The 14,379-nt window shown below is 70.7% G+C and carries 13 protein-coding genes; 6 read left to right on the top strand and 7 right to left on the bottom strand.

Going from position 1 to position 14,379, the window contains the following annotated elements:
* Positions 1 to 137 precede the first annotated feature (137 nt).
* From AB0C19_RS18270 to AB0C19_RS18245, 6 genes are all read right to left on the bottom strand, one after another.
* Positions 138 to 1,094 (bottom strand): NAD(P)H-binding protein, encoded by a 957-nt coding sequence (locus AB0C19_RS18270; protein WP_357186485.1) that lies wholly within the window; start codon positions 1,092 to 1,094, stop codon positions 138 to 140.
* Between the two features lie 133 nt (positions 1,095 to 1,227).
* Positions 1,228 to 2,355, bottom strand: coding sequence for a CaiB/BaiF CoA-transferase family protein (locus tag AB0C19_RS18265; protein WP_357186482.1), 1,128 nt, complete (start codon positions 2,353 to 2,355; stop codon positions 1,228 to 1,230).
* Positions 2,355 to 4,511 carry a 3-hydroxyacyl-CoA dehydrogenase NAD-binding domain-containing protein gene (locus AB0C19_RS18260; protein WP_357186479.1) on the bottom strand — a complete coding sequence of 719 codons (2,157 nt, stop codon included), beginning with the start codon at positions 4,509 to 4,511 and terminating at the stop codon, positions 2,355 to 2,357. The genes AB0C19_RS18265 and AB0C19_RS18260 overlap by 1 nt, the downstream gene beginning before the upstream one ends.
* A 14-nt stretch (positions 4,512 to 4,525) precedes the next feature.
* A complete protein-coding gene (locus AB0C19_RS18255; protein ID WP_357186476.1) occupies positions 4,526 to 5,740 on the bottom strand; it encodes an acetyl-CoA C-acetyltransferase in 1,215 nt (404 codons plus the stop codon).
* Entirely contained in the window at positions 5,730 to 6,896 is a 1,167-nt protein-coding gene (locus AB0C19_RS18250) for an acyl-CoA dehydrogenase family protein (RefSeq protein ID WP_357186473.1), read from the bottom strand. Before AB0C19_RS18250 ends, AB0C19_RS18255 begins: the two co-directional genes overlap by 11 nt.
* A 506-nt stretch (positions 6,897 to 7,402) precedes the next feature.
* Complete coding sequence (locus AB0C19_RS18245) at positions 7,403 to 7,618, bottom strand: hypothetical protein (protein ID WP_357186470.1); 216 nt, start codon at positions 7,616 to 7,618, stop codon at positions 7,403 to 7,405.
* Positions 7,619 to 7,765: 147 nt separating this feature from the next.
* Between AB0C19_RS18245 and AB0C19_RS18240 the strand changes: the two genes are divergently transcribed.
* From AB0C19_RS18240 to AB0C19_RS18230, 3 genes are all read left to right on the top strand, one after another.
* The gene (locus AB0C19_RS18240) at positions 7,766 to 8,419 is read left to right on the top strand and encodes a TetR/AcrR family transcriptional regulator (protein WP_357186467.1); all 654 of its coding nucleotides are present in this window, start codon (positions 7,766 to 7,768) and stop codon (positions 8,417 to 8,419) included.
* A 257-nt stretch (positions 8,420 to 8,676) separates the two neighbouring features.
* The gene (locus AB0C19_RS18235; protein ID WP_357186464.1) at positions 8,677 to 9,525 is read left to right on the top strand and encodes an MBL fold metallo-hydrolase; all 849 of its coding nucleotides are present in this window, start codon (positions 8,677 to 8,679) and stop codon (positions 9,523 to 9,525) included.
* A 16-nt stretch (positions 9,526 to 9,541) separates the two neighbouring features.
* Entirely contained in the window at positions 9,542 to 10,189 is a 648-nt protein-coding gene (locus tag AB0C19_RS18230; RefSeq protein WP_357186461.1) for a CGNR zinc finger domain-containing protein, read from the top strand.
* A gap of 9 nt (positions 10,190 to 10,198) precedes the next feature.
* On the opposite strand, the gene AB0C19_RS18225 is transcribed toward AB0C19_RS18230, so the two are convergent.
* Entirely contained in the window at positions 10,199 to 11,077 is an 879-nt protein-coding gene (locus tag AB0C19_RS18225; protein WP_357186458.1) for a zf-HC2 domain-containing protein, read from the bottom strand.
* 72 nt (positions 11,078 to 11,149) lie between these two features.
* Between AB0C19_RS18225 and AB0C19_RS18220 the strand changes: the two genes are divergently transcribed.
* The 3 genes from AB0C19_RS18220 to kdpA all read left to right on the top strand — a co-directional run bounded on the left by AB0C19_RS18220 (position 11,150) and on the right by kdpA (position 14,378).
* Positions 11,150 to 12,190 carry an SAM-dependent methyltransferase gene (locus AB0C19_RS18220; RefSeq protein ID WP_357186455.1) on the top strand — a complete coding sequence of 347 codons (1,041 nt, stop codon included), beginning with the start codon at positions 11,150 to 11,152 and terminating at the stop codon, positions 12,188 to 12,190.
* A 443-nt stretch (positions 12,191 to 12,633) separates the two neighbouring features.
* Entirely contained in the window at positions 12,634 to 12,723 is a 90-nt protein-coding gene (kdpF, locus tag AB0C19_RS18215; RefSeq protein WP_036410889.1) for a K(+)-transporting ATPase subunit F, read from the top strand.
* Positions 12,723 to 14,378, top strand: coding sequence for a potassium-transporting ATPase subunit KdpA (kdpA, locus tag AB0C19_RS18210; protein WP_357186450.1), 1,656 nt, complete (start codon positions 12,723 to 12,725; stop codon positions 14,376 to 14,378). The genes kdpF and kdpA overlap by 1 nt, the downstream gene beginning before the upstream one ends.
* Position 14,379: the final 1 nt, after the last annotated feature.

Below are 14,379 nucleotides of genomic sequence, written 5' to 3'. Positions count from 1 at the left end.
CGATCTCCCACCCCCACCCCCACCCCCACCCCCACCCCCACCCGTCCCCATCCCCGTCCAACCCGGTTGATCAAGAAGTTTGCGTCACCAGAGGGCGAATCCCTGACGCGAACCTCTTGATCAACTCGACGGAACGTTCAGCGGAACAGTCGAGCATTCTCGACCGCCCAGCCGTCGAAGCCGAGTAGCGGACGGCCGATGATCTCGCGCACGGCCGGCCGCTGGTCGAGCGTCCACTGGGTGAGGTCAGCGAGGCGCGTGCCGTACTCCTCAAGGGCGTACAGGGTCACGTCGATACCGCTGTCGGGCCAGCCGCGACGCCGCCAACGCGCGCGGCTGTAGTCGGGCGTCACCTCGATGGCGACGATGTCGCGGCCGACCGCTCTGGCGATGCTCGCCACCCGCGAACGGCTGCTGATCGGCAGCCCGACCGCTTCGAGGACAGTGCCGACATGGTCGTCGGTACGCAGCGCCGCCAACGCGACAGCGGCGAGGTCGTCCTCGTGGATGAAGGGGTAGTGCCCGCCGTCCAGGTACGCCTCCCGTACGGTGCCCTCGCCCCTGACCATCTCTGGCCAGTCCGAGCCGGTGGCCGGATAGGTGCCCTCGATCACCGAGCCCATCACCGCCGACGGCCGGATGTGCACCCACTCCATCCCGGAGCCTTCGACAGCCCGCTCGATCGCCAGCCAGAACCAGGTCTCGGGCGGGTAGCTCTCCTCGTACTCCGGCCCGTGCGAGGACAGCACGACGATTCGCCGCACACCGGCACCACCGGCGACATCCAGGGCATCCCGCACCGTCGTCGGCGAGGCTCCGGCGAGGAAGACGCCGTCGACGTCGTCGTAGACCTGGATGTGATCGAGCGGCCGGGTGATGGACCCCTCGACGACCTCGACCCCGTCGGGCCAGCCAGCCACCTGGTCGGATTCGGCGAGAACACGCACGCGGTCCCCAGCGTCCAGCAGTTGCCGCGCGAGGCTCCGCCCGACAATCCCCGTGGGGCTGCTGCCCGCGTCCTTCCGGGCGTTGACCGCGGTCAGCAGGTGCAGACGAGTGCGCGAGGCAGCCGCAACCCGATCGGTTTCAGCCATGGCAAGACCCTCCAGCAGCAAAGCGGAGATCTTGCGCCTCCCGCCGGACGGGAGGTTGCGGATCGTGAGGTCGTCAACGCTACCAGCCACCGCAACGGCAGGCCGGGCCGTCGGCGCGCCTGCACGCGCCTGGTCAGGGGTGTTGCGGCCAGTTGGTGAGGATGTCCTCTACCGGTAGGACGTCCCGCTCCGGATCTGGTGCCGGGGTTGGCCGCGCTGTCGGCGTTCGGTCGAAGCGGGGTGCGGGGGCCGGCTGGATCTCGCCGCCCACCTCGACGAACGTGCCCCGGGCGGCGTTGTGCGGGTGCTCGTGCGCCTCGCCGGGGGCGAGCACCGGCGCGACGCAGGCGTCCAGGTCGGCGAAGACCGCCGTCCACTCGTCCCGGGTGCGCTCGGCGAACCGCTCGGTGAAACGGCGGCGCAGCTCGTCCCAGCCGCTCGGGTCGTACTGGGCGGGCAGGTCCGGGTCGTCGGCGAGGCCGAGGCCGGTGAGCAGTACGGCGTAGAAGGCCGGTTCCATAGCGCCGACCGCCATGAATCCCCCGTCGGCGGTGGCGTACGTGTCGTAGAACGGTGCCCCGCCGTCGAACATGTTGCGCCCACGCGGGGCGGCCCACAGGCCGGTGCCGAGCAGCCCGTGCAGGAACGAGGTGAGCAGCGCCGAGCCGTCCACCATCGCCGCGTCGACCACCTGGCCGAAACCGGAGCGCTCCCGCTCCAGCAGCGCGGCCAGCACCCCGACGGCGAGCAGCATCCCGCCGCCGCCGAAGTCGCCAAGGAGGTTCATCGGCGCGTACGGGCGCTCGCCGGCCCGTCCCAGCGGCTCCAACGCCCCGGCCACCGCGATGTAGTCGATGTCGTGCCCGGCTCGGGCTGCCAGCGGGCCGTCCTGGCCCCAGCCGGTCATCCGCGCGTACACCAGTCGGGGGTTGCGGGCCTGGCACACCTCCGGCCCGATGCCGAGCCGCTCGGCCACCCCCGGCCGATACGCCTCGACCAGCACGTCCGCGCGCTCGGCGAGGCGCAGCAGGTCCGTCACCCCGGCCGGGGACTTCAGGTCCAGCGCGGTGACCCGCCGCCCGCGTTGCAACGGCCCGCTGGTCGGCGCGGCCAGCCGGCCCGCTCCCGGAGCGCCCGGCCGGTCCACCCGCACCACGTCCGCGCCGAGGTCGGCGAGCACCATGCAGCCGAACGGCGCCGGGGCGAGGCTGGCCAGCTCGACCACGCGTACCCCGGCCAACGGTCCGCCGCGTGCCGCCATCACGCGACGTCAGCCGGTTCGGCCCGCAAGGCGGCGAGCCGGTCGGCCAGGTCGGCGGGGGGCGTGAACCGGTCGCCGTAGATGCCGGCCAGCTCGGTGGCACGGGCCGCGAAGCCGGCGGGGCCGCCCGCGTACTGCCGGACGTAGCGGATCACCCCGCCCGTCCACGCCGGGAAGCCGATGCCGAAGATCGAGCCGATGTTGGCGTCGGTCTCGGTGCGCAGCACCCCCTCGTCGAGGCAGCGCAGCGCGTCAAGCGCCTCGGCGAAGAGCATCCGCTCCTGAAGGTCGGTGAACGGCACCGCCCGACCCGCGTCGGTGATCAGGTCGGCGAGACCGGGCCACAGTCGGCCCCTGGTGCCGTCGTCGTAGGAGTAGAAGCCCCGTCCGGCGGCGCGCCCCGGCCGGTCGTACGCGTCGACCAGCTCGTCCACCAGTCGGTGCGCCGGCAGCGGGCGGAACTCCTCGCTGGCCGCCTCGAACTGGCGGCGGATCCGCTGGATCAGCGTGAGACTGACCTCGTCGGCCAGCGCCAGCGGCCCGGTCGGGTAGCCGGCCTGAAGGGCGGCCTGCTCCACCGATGCGGCGGGGACACCCTCGGCGACCATGCCGACAGCCTCGTCGATGAACTTGCCGATCACCCGGCTGGTGAAGAAACCCCGGCCGTCGTTGACCACGATCGGGGTCTTGCCGATCCGCCGGCCCAGGTCGAACGCCCGGGCCAGCGCCACGTCCCCGGTCCGCTCGCCCACCACGATCTCCAACAGCGGCATCCGGTCCACCGGGGAGAAGAAGTGCATGCCGATGAAGTCCGTCGGTCGGTCCACGCCGGCGGCGAGCTCGGTGATCGGCAGGGTGGAGGTGTTGGAGGCGAGCAGCGCGTCGGGCGCCAGCACGGGCAGCACCTCGGCGAAGACCTGCTGTTTCAGCGCCGGGTCCTCGAAGACCGCCTCGATGACCGCGTCGCAGCCGGCCACCGCGTCCACCTTGTCGGTGGTGGTGATCCGGTCCAGTACGGCGCGGGCGTCCGCCTCGGTAGTGCGACCCTTGCGTACCGCGCGGGCCAGCAACCGCTCGGCGTGCTCCCGGGCCCGGCCGGCGGCCTCCGGCGTGACGTCCTTGACCACGACGTCCAGCCCGGCTTTGGCGCAGGCGTACGCGATGCCCGCGCCCATCATGCCGGCCCCGAGCACCGCCACCCGGCGTACCGGTGCGGCGTCCACATCGGCCGGTCGGGCCGCGCCACCATTGACGGCCTTCAGGTCGAAGAAGAACGCACCGATCATGTTCTTGGCTACCTGGCCGGTGAGTAGGCCGATCAGGTGCCGGGTCTCCACGGTCAGGGCGGTCTCCAGGTCGACCTGTGCGCCCTCGACGGCGGCGGCCAGGATCGCCTCGGGCGCGGGCAGCCGGGCGCCCTTGAGCTGCTTGCGCAGCGTCGCCGGGAAGGCGGGTAGTTGTGCGGCCAGCGAGCGGCTTGCCGGGGTGCCGCCGGGCATCCGATAGTCCGGCCGGTCCCACGGCTGCGCCGGGTGCGGGTTCGCCGCGATCCAGGCCCGCGCCCGGTCCAGCAGCTCGGCGGGCGTGGCGACCACCTCGTCGACCAGCCCGGCGGACATGGCGTCGGCCGGGCGCATCCGTCGGCCGGTGAGCAGCACCGTGGTCAGCGCGCCGGCCAGGCCGAGCATCCGCACGGTCCGGGTGACACCGCCCGCCCCGGGCAGGAGGCCCAGTGTCACCTCGGGCAACCCGAGCCGGCTGCCGGGCGCGTCCAGCGCGATCCGGTGGTGGCAGGCGAGGGCGATCTCCAGGCCGCCTCCGAGCGCGGAGCCGTTGACAGCGGCGACCACCGGTCGGCCCAGCGTCTCCAGCCGGCGAAGGTCCCGTTTGATGGCACCGAGCAGGGCGGCTAGGTCGGGCGCGTCGGCGCGGGTGGCCCGGATCATCTCGGGCAGGTCGCCGCCGGCGAAGAAGGTCGACTTCGCGCTGGTCACGATGACGCCGACGAGATCGCTCTCGGCCTCCAGCCGGTCCAGCGCGGCGCTCATCGAGGCGGCGTACGCCCGGTTCATGGTGTTGGCGGACTGGGTGGGGTCGTCCAGTGTGAGCGTGACGATGTCGTCGGCGCCGCGGTCGTACCGGATGGTGTTGGTCATTGTCGTCCTCCGGGTCAGCAGCGCTCGAGAACTGTGGCGACGCCCATGCCGCCGCCGATGCAGAGGGTCACCACGGCACGGCGCAGGTCGCGGCGCTCCAACTCGTCCAACGCCGTACCGAGCAGCATCGCTCCGGTCGCACCGAGCGGATGGCCGAGCGCGATAGCGCCGCCGTTGACGTTCACCCGGTCCGGGTCGAGGCCCAGGTCGCGGACGTACTTGAGCACCACGGCGGCGAACGCCTCGTTGATCTCGAACAGGTCGATGTCGTCGACTGTGAGCCCGGCGACGGCGAGCGCCTTGTGGGTGGCCGGGATCGGCCCGGTCAACATGAGCGTCGGGTCCGCGCCGGTGACCGCCGCCCCGACGATCCGGGCGCGTGGGTTGAGGCCGAGATCCTGACCGACCTGCTCCGAACCGATCAGCGCCAGCGCCGCGCCGTCCACGATGCCTGACGAGTTGCCCGCGTGGTGGACGTGCTCGATGGCCTCCAGCCAGTGGAACTTCTGCAACGCGACAGCGTCGAAGCCGGCCGCCTCACCCATCGTGGCGAAGGACGGGGTGAGCTTGGCCAGCGCCTCCCGGGTCGTCTCCGGGCGCGGGTGCTCGTCGACGGTGAGGATGTCCAGCCCGTTGCCGTCGCGGACCGGCACCACCGAGCGGGCGAAGTACCCGCCGGCCCACGCCTTGGCGGCCCGCTCCTGCGACCGCAGCGCGTAGCCGTCCACGTCGTCGCGGGTGAAGCCCTCCAGGGTGGCGATCAGGTCCGCGCTGACGCCCTGCGGCACGAACGACGTGGCCAGCGCGGTCTGCGGATCGGTGGCCCAGGCCGCGCCGTCGGAGCCCATCGGCACCCGGGACATCGACTCGACCCCGCCGGCGAGCAGCAGATGCTCCCAGCCGGAGCGGATCCGCGCGGCGGCGGAGTTGACCGCCTCCAACCCGGAGGCGCAGAACCGGTTGAGCTGCACCCCACCCACCTGGTCGGGCAGCCCGGCAAGCAACGCGGCCGCCCGCGCCAGGTCGCCGCCCTGCTCACCGACCGGGGTCACGATGCCGAGCAGCAGATCCTCCAGCCGGCCAACGTCCAGGCCGGGGTTGCGCTCCCGCAACGCGTCGATCAGGCCGACCACCAGGGAGATGGGCTTGACCCCGTGCAGGGCACCGGTGTCCCGGCCGCGTCCGCGCGGGGTGCGGACCGCGTCATAGACGTACGCCTCAGAGAGCACGGGCGATCAACTCCTTCATGATCTCGTTGGTGCCGCCGTAGATCTTCTGGACGCGGGCGTCGGCGTACATCCGGGCGATCGGGTACTCCGTCGTGTAGCCGTAGCCGCCGAAGAGTTGGAGGCACCGGTCGACGACCTCACACTGCCCCTCGGTGAGCCACGACTTCGCCATCGCCGCTGTGGAAACGTCCAGGTCACCACGCGTGTGGCGGACGATGCAGTCGTCCAGGAAGACGCGGCTGACCCGGGCGCGGGTGGCGCACTCGGCGAGCACCATTCGGGTGTTCTGGTGACCCATCAGGGTCTTACCGAAGGCGGTGCGCTCCTTGGCGTACGCGACGGTCAGCGCGACCGCCCGTTCCATGGCGGCGACCGCGCCGACGCCGATGACCAGCCGTTCCTGCGGCAGTAGCTGCATGAGCTGGACGAAGCCCAGCCCTTCGGCGCCGCCGAGCAGGTTGGCCGCCGGCACCCGGAACTCGTCGAAGAACAACTCCGCAGTGTCGTTGGCGTGCAGGCCGATCTTGGACAGCAGTCGACCCCGCCGGAAGCCCTCCGGGTCGCCGCCCACCTCGCAGACCAGCAGCGAGACGCCGGCCGCCCGCTGCTCGGGGTCCGTCTTCACAGCCACGATGACCAGGTCGGCCACACCACCGTTGGTGATGAACGTCTTCGCGCCGGTCACCAGGTAGTCGTCGCCCTCGCGGACCGCCCGGGTACGCATCGCCTGAAGATCCGAGCCCCCGTCCGGCTCGGTCATCGCGATGGCGCCGACCAGCTCACCGCTGCACAGGCCGGGTAGCCAGCGTCGCTTCTGCTCCTCGCTGCCGTACGCCACCAGGTAACCGGTGACGATGCCACTGTGGACGGCCAGGCCGAGGCTGCTCTCCCCGGCGTACGCCTGCTCGTGCAGCAGCACCGCCTCGTGGGTGAACCCGCCGCCCCCACCGCCGTACTCCTCCGGGACCGACAGGCCGAGCAGCCCCAGCTCACCGGCGCGCCGGTAGTGCTCGCGGTCCGGATGGCCCTGCTCCTGAAGGCGCTCGGCGTGCGGCAACACCTCCTTGGTGAAGAAGGTGCGGGCCAGTTCGGCCAGGTCGTCATGCTCCGGCTCGCGCCACTGGGAGGGGGAGCCGTCGGGCGGGGGGGTCGGCATGTGCACCACCCTCGCGCGCTGTTGGCGGCATGTCAATAAGTCGTGATCAGCCGCCGGGCCCCGGTGGCCAGGCACACGTCGGGACGTCCGGTCCGCAACCCGGCGCCGCTGGGCGGGATCCGCCAGGGCTGACTGGGGCTACGGCAGTACGAGATCGCCGGCCCAGGCCCCAGACGTCGTCGATCATGGAGTTGTGGTGCTTCACAAAGAGGGAACGCGCGGCCATGTCGCCCACCACAACTCCATGATCGACGGTCGTCCGGGCGGCACGCGGGCCGGGAAGGCTGCGCGCCGACGGGGAGGCTGCCACTGTCGTGTACGCGGAGATCTTGGACAGTTTCCGTTACGAGCTAACGGAAACTGTCCAAGATTGCGGGAGCATGCCCCGCCCCGAGGCGTGCGTGGTGCGGGGCGCGGGGTTGTGGAGGTGCATCGATCGCGCGAACCCGCTGCTGTCAGACATCACTGGCGGGCGGCGAGTGGGGGCGCGAGGCGGAGCGTGCGAACTACTCGGCCTCGTCGCCGTCGGTGGGGCGCGGCGGGCGGTGCTCGGCGATCCACGCCTCGACATCAGCACGCAGCCAGACCGTCGTGCCGTGCAGCCGTTGGAACGGCGCGGGCAAGGTCGGGTAGCGGATGAGCTGGCGCATGCGGGTCCGGCTCACGCCGAGCAGGTCTTGCAGCTCGTGAGGACCGACCAGCGGACCCGGGACTTCACCCATCACTTGACGGTAGTCAACGCGGCGCTCTACTCCGAGGCGTCCAATCTGCGCCACCTGGGCCGACACCTGGTCCGGCGTCGCCGGGGCCTGTGGTGATCATGGTGACGAACGGCGGCTGGTCGGTGAGCTGTCGATAGGGTCGGGCAGATGAGTGTCGAGACGGCTCCGCGCCGCCGCCGTCTGGAGCCGGACGCCCGGCGTGGGCAGATCCTGGCCTGCGCGGTCCGGCTGTTCGGTGAGCGCCCGTACGCGGACGTGTCGACCACCGACGTCGCCCGTGAGGCAGGTGTCGCTCGCGGCCTGGTCAACCACTATTTCGGTGCGAAGAAGGACCTCTATCTGGAGGTCGTCCGGGTCATGGTGACCATCCCCGAGGTCGCCCTGGAGCGGCTGCCCAAGGGTGATCTCCGGACCCGGGTCGACGCCAGCGTCACCTGGTTCCTCGACGTGGTTTCCCGGCACAGCACCTCGTGGCTGGCGGCGGTCACCGCCCGGGGAATGGGCGGCGACGCCGACGTGGAGCGGGTGCTCGCCGAGGCCGAGGAGGTCGCCGCGGACCGCATGCTGGTCGCCGTCGGGCTGGCCGGCGAGGCGGAGCACCGCGAGGAGCTGCGCGGGATGGTCCGGGCGTACGGGGGTCTGGCCACCTCGACCGCCCGCGAATGGCTTCAACGTGGCGCGCTGACCCGCGCCCAGGTGCACCTACTGCTCACCACGACCCTGCTGACAATCGTCGAACAGGTCATCCCGCAGGTGCTCGCCGTGGACGGTTCGACCCGGCCGGCCGAGCCTCAGCCTTAGCGGCTGGACCTTCGGCCTGGGGCGTAGCAAGCAGCAGCCCGGACCCGCACCCGGTCTCGGGTCGGGCCGCCCTGCCCTGGCCAAGTGGCGTGCCGGCTCACCTTCAGCCGGCGGTCCTCGGTGTGCCCGACCTGTGGTGTGCCGCAGGCCACGGGCGTGATGATCGCAGTGAAATAGGCATAGTGGCTATGGTTATTTCAATGGTCGGCGGGTACCCATCCGCGACATGCGGGCGATCGCGTCACCGAGGAGGAGACATGACCACATCTGCCCTGTCCTACGAGGTCTTTGTCTCGGACGGTCCGGTGCGAGCGGGTGACCAGCGCATGCCGGACGGGTCACGGATCCACTGGAATCCGGTCTCTTCAACGTTGATCTTCGGAGCCGAGGAGGCGCTCCTCGTGGATCCACCGTTCACCCACGAGCAGATCTCGAAGGTGGGCGACTGGATCGCACAGTCGGGTAAGCGGCTGACGTACATCTACGCCACCCACGGGCATGGCGACCACTGGTTCGGCGCGGGTGAGCTGGTCAAGCGCTTCCCCGGCGCGGTCACCTACGCGACGCCCGGCACCATCGAGGTCATGCACCAGCAGGCCACCGTCGGACGGAGCGAGTTGTTCGACCGGGTCTTCCCCGGCCTCATCCCGGAGTCGCCGGTCGATGCGGTGTCCGTGCCGGCCGAAGGGTTCCTGCTCGAGGGCAATCTCATCCAGCCCGTCGAGACCGGACACACCGACACCGATCAGACCACTGTCCTGCACGTTCCGTCGATCGGCCTGGTGGTCGCCGGTGACGTGGTCTACAACGGGGTTCACCAGTACATCGTGGAGACGGTCGACGGCGGCCTAAGGCATTGGCTTGACGCCCTCGACCGCGTCGAAGCGCTCGCGCCGCGCGCAGTCGTCGCCGGCCACAAGAATCGGGACCGCCCCGACGACCCGGCAAGCGTCGACCTGACACGGGAGTACCTGCTGAACGTGGAGCGACTGCTGGCCGAGAAGTCGACAGCCCGCGAGTTCTTCGACGAGATGGTGCGGCTCTACCCAGACTGGGTGAATCCGGGACCGGCGTGGTACGGGGCACTTGCCCTGCTCGGGAAGTGAGCTGATGACGCCCTCCATGCCCGAACGCACGGTCGATGCGGTGGCCGGGCCGTGGATCGCCACCGCGAGGTACGGCATCGACCACGCCCCGGGCGGCCTCGGGCTCGTCCAGGATCTGCTCAACACGATCTCGGCCGGCGCGCCACGGCATCCGGACCTCCTGGACGATCTGGGCAGCGCTACCGAGTGGGCACGGGTGGCCGTCGGGCAGTGGTCGACGGCCACCGGGCGCCCGGCGCCCGACGTCACGCTCGACGCCGCGGGGCTCCGGGCACTACGGATCTTTCGCGAGGAGCTGCTGGACGAGATCGATGCCAGGCTCCACGTCACGCCCGACCCCGGGCAACCCGTCACGGCGTCGTACCGGGTTTCGACCGGATCTCGTACCAGCGGCGCCACCCTCCGACTCGATCGAGGCGGATCCGTCCACCTCGACCCGGCCGGGGTCGGTGCCGATCTGCTGGTCTCGCTCGTCCTCGCCACGCTGTTCGAGGCGCAGCTCGCCGACGTCGGACGGCGGATCAAGACCTGCCGCAACCCCCGCTGCCGAGTGGCGTTCTACGACCGCTCCCGCAACAACAGCGGAGTCTGGCACTCCGTACGCGCCTGTGGGCACCCGACCAACCTGCGCGCCCATCGCGCGCGGCAGCGGCAGGTGGGCTGACTCAGCCGATCAGGCGGCCCGCCGCTCGTCGGCCTCGCCGGTGCGGGTGGATCGACCGGCATGCGCCGCCGGTGCCGCGTACCGATCGGCGGCCTGCACTGGATAGGACTCGGGGCCTACCACGCGCAGCGGCCGGTCCACCTCGTCGGCCCCAAACCGCCAGCGCGACGGTGTCGGCTGCCGTTGTGGTGCCGGGCCACCGGGGCGCAGCCCGGGCCGGGACAGCAGCACGGTGATCAGGTAGCCGACCACCAGGAAGCCGTGGCTGATCAGCCGTTCCCCGCCCACCGAACCGGTGGCCAGGTCGTTTACCGACAGCAGCAGCAACGTGCCGACGAACGCGCTGAGCATCGGCAGCAGCCCGGCGGGTGGGCTGCGGCGCAGCGCCACGAAGAGGAAGCCCGCGCCCACTGCCACGTTCCACGCCGCCGACTCGTGCCACAGGTGCTGGCCGGTGGGGTGCAGGTGATCGGCGGTCGCGCCCCGGCCCACCTGGGCCAGACCGAGCACCAGTTGCACAGCGCCGAGCAGCCCGAGCGCCGACCGCAGGCCGGCGACGAGCGGGCCACGTCCGAAGGCCGCGCGCAACCCGGCGGCGAGCTGGCCCCGTCCGGGCACCTTCCGCAGGCCGGCGACCAGCGGGCCACGCCGCCACAGTGACCGGCGGGCCGGGGCCGCGCTGGCGGCGGCGAGGATCGCCGCCGTCCGGTCGGGCACCTCAACCACCAATCGGGTACGGACCCGACGGGTCACCGCGGCCGCCGCCGTGAACCAGGCCCGGCACTCGGCACACCCGTCGAGGTGCCCCTGCACCGCCGTCAGTTCGGCGGCGGTCTCCTCCCCGTCCAACTGCGCGGACAGGACCTCCCGCCACTGCTCACACCCCATGTACCGGTAGTCGCTCCGGCAGCCGCTCCGGTTCCCGGCGACAGTGACTGGTTGTGGAATACTCGCCGGATCATGACGCGTTACGGCCTGCTGATCCTGCCCGCCACCAACCGGGTGTACGCCCGCGCCGCCGTCGACCTCACCCGAGCCGAGCTGGAGATCTTCGGCCGCTCGGCGCTGGACGGCCGGATCGGCGAACTGGACACCGAGGTCGTCGGAGGGGCGTCCTACATCACCTTCACCGGCGACGGGCTGACCGAGCGTGACCTGGCCGTCCTGGGTAACCTCTCCGCCGGGTACGCGTTGTTCGAGATCGTCGGTGAGCTGTTGCGGCCGATCGAGTGGAGCCGTCTGGACCGCTACGACGACGATCTGCTCACCATCCAGAAGTACCCGGGCAAGACCAACGAGCAGTTCACCAAGCTGCTGCTCAACGTCACACTGCTCGCCTCGGACTGGGCCGTCGAGATGACCAGCCGCCGGTTTCGGGTGCTCGACCCGCTCTGTGGTCGGGGCACCACCCTCAACCAGGCGCTCATGTACGGCTTCGACGCCGCCGGGATCGAGCGCGACCAGAAGGACGTCGAGGCGTACCGGGCGTTCATCACCACCTGGCTGAAGCAGAAGCGGGTCAAGCACCGGGTGCTGGAGTCGGGGCCGGTGCGGCGGGAGCGCAAGGTGGTCGGCCGGCGGGTGCGGATCGAGCTGGCGCCGACCCGTGAGGAGCACAAGGCCGGCCAGACGCAGTTGCTGGACGTGGTCAACGCCGATACGGCCCGGTCGGCGGAGTTCTTCCGCCCGGAGACCGTGGACCTGGTCGTCGCCGACGCGCCGTACGGCGTGCAGCACGGCAGTCGTACCGCTGGGCAGGGGTTGACCCGCGACCCGCTGTCGTTGCTCGCGGACGCCGCGCCGGTCTGGGCCCGGTTGTTGCGCCCCGGCGGTGCGCTCGGGATCTCCTGGAACACCCACGTCGCCAGTCGGGACGACGCGGCGACGGCGTTGGCCGACGCCGGCCTGACAGTGGTCGACTCTGAGCCCTACCGCGCGCTGCGGCACCGGGTGGACCAGTCGATCATGCGCGACGTGCTGGTGGCCCGCCGTCCGGCCTGATCCGGCCCCGCACCTCTCACCGCCCAGCGCCGCGCCGCCGCCCAGCGACGACGCCGGAGCCGCGCCCGGCCTCTCTCCATCCTTTGCTCTGCTTCAACCCACGCAATGGTTTGGGCGCCTCTCTGTTGCGCCCGTTGAAGCAGAGCAAAGGACGCGCAACTGGCCCTGGCCGCCCCGCGGACCACCGAGGGTCTGTGCCGCATTTCACCTGTTCAGTGGGCAGGTGTGAAAACCACGTCAAGAAAAGGTTCGCCCCCGTCATGGTCGCGTTATGACCCCTGCCGTCCGGCGGGTGGTGGGGCTTTGATTGCCCGGCGCGACCGGAAGGCGGTCGCGACGAACCTTTCCGGCTGAGGAGTCAGCGTGTCTGACGTGGTGTTCGTGGTCCTGACGGTGGTGCTGTTCGCAGTGCTCGCCCTGGTGGTCCGGGCGGTGGAGAAGCTGTGAACGCTGTCAACGCCGTCGGTCTGGTGCTCGCGGTCGTCCTGGGCGCGTTCCTGGTGTTCGCCCTGCTGTTTCCGGAGCGCTTCTGATGACCATGACAACAGCGGGCGTCATCTTCGTGTTGACGCTGGTGGCGGCCCTGGTCGCCGTTTACAAGCCGTTCGGCGACTACATGTTGCGGGCGGTCTCCGGCACGAAGCAGTCGCGGGTCGAGCGGGGAGTCTTCCGTCTGGTGGGGGTCAACCCGGCCGCCGAGCAGACCTGGGGTGTGTACGCCCGCAGCGTGCTGGCGTTCTCCGCGGTCTCGATCCTGTTCCTGTACCTGTTCCAACGGGTGCAGAACCACCTGTGGCTGTCGCTGGGGTTCGACCCGGTGGTGCCGCACGGCGCGTGGAACACTGCCGTGTCGTTCGTGACCAACACGAACTGGCAGTCGTACTCGGGTGAGTCGACGATGGGCCACCTGGTGCAGATGGCCGGCCTGGCAGTGCAGAACTTCGTCTCGGCGGCGGTCGGCATCGCTGTGGCTGTCGCGTTGGTACGCGGCTTCGCCCGCAGCCGCACCGGGCAGCTCGGCAACTTCTGGGTCGACCTGACCCGGATCACGCTGCGGATCCTGCTGCCGATCGCGGTGCTCGGCGCGATCGCGCTGATGATCGGCGGGGCGGTGCAGAACCTGTCCGCCGGCACCGACGTGAGCACGCTGACCGGTGGCACCCAGACCATCACCGGTGGTCCGGTGGCCAGCCAAGAGGTGATCAAGGAGCTGGGCACCAACGGTGGCGGCTTCTACAACGTCAACAGTGCGCACCCGTTCGAGAACCCCACCACCTGGACGAACTGGCTGGAGATTTTCCTGATCTTCCTGATCCCGTTCAGCCTGCCCCGGGTCTTCGGCCGGATGGTCGGGCAGAACCGGCAGGGCTATGCCATCGCCGCGGTGATGGGCATCCTCGCGTTCCTCAGCGTCGCCATCACCAACATCTTCGAGCTGGCCGGCCACGGCACGGTGCCGCAGGCGGTCGGCGCGGCGATGGAGGGCAAGGAGGTGCGGTTCGACGTGTCGAACTCGGCCACCTTCGCCGCCGCCACCACGCTCACCTCGACCGGTGCGGTGAACTCGTTCCACGATTCGTTCACCTCGCTCGGCGGCATGATGACGATGGTCAACATGATGCTCGGCGAGGTCGCGCCGGGCGGCACCGGTTCGGGGCTGTACGGCCTACTCATCCTCGCGGTGATCACGGTCTTCGTGGCCGGCCTGATGGTGGGTCGCACTCCCGAGTACCTGGGCAAGAAGATCGGGTCGCGCGAGATCAAGTTCGCCTCGCTCTACTTCCTGATCACGCCGATCCTGGTGCTCGTCGGCACGGCGGCGGCGTTCGGCACCGGCAACAACTCCACGGCGCTCAACGTCGGCCCGCACGGCCTCTCCGAGGTGCTGTACGCGTTCACCTCGGCCAGCAACAACAACGGCTCGGCGTTCGGCGGCATCACAGTCAACACGACCTGGTGGGACACCGCGCTCGGGTTGTGCATGCTGCTGGGCCGGTTCCTGCCGCTGATCTTCGTGCTCGCGTTGGCCGGCTCGCTGGCCCGCCAGGCACCCACCCCCGCGTCCGAGGGCACCCTGCCGACCCACCGACCGCTGTTCATCGGCATGGTCGTCGGCGTCACAGTGGTCCTCGTCGCGCTGACCTTCCTGCCCGCGCTCGCGCTCGGTCCGCTGGCAGAGGGGCTCTGAC

It is taken from the genome of Micromonospora sp. NPDC048842 (assembly GCF_040649935.1).
Taxonomy (GTDB): domain Bacteria; phylum Actinomycetota; class Actinomycetes; order Mycobacteriales; family Micromonosporaceae; genus Micromonospora; species Micromonospora hortensis.
This window is presented reverse-complemented; position numbering and strand designations above follow the sequence as displayed.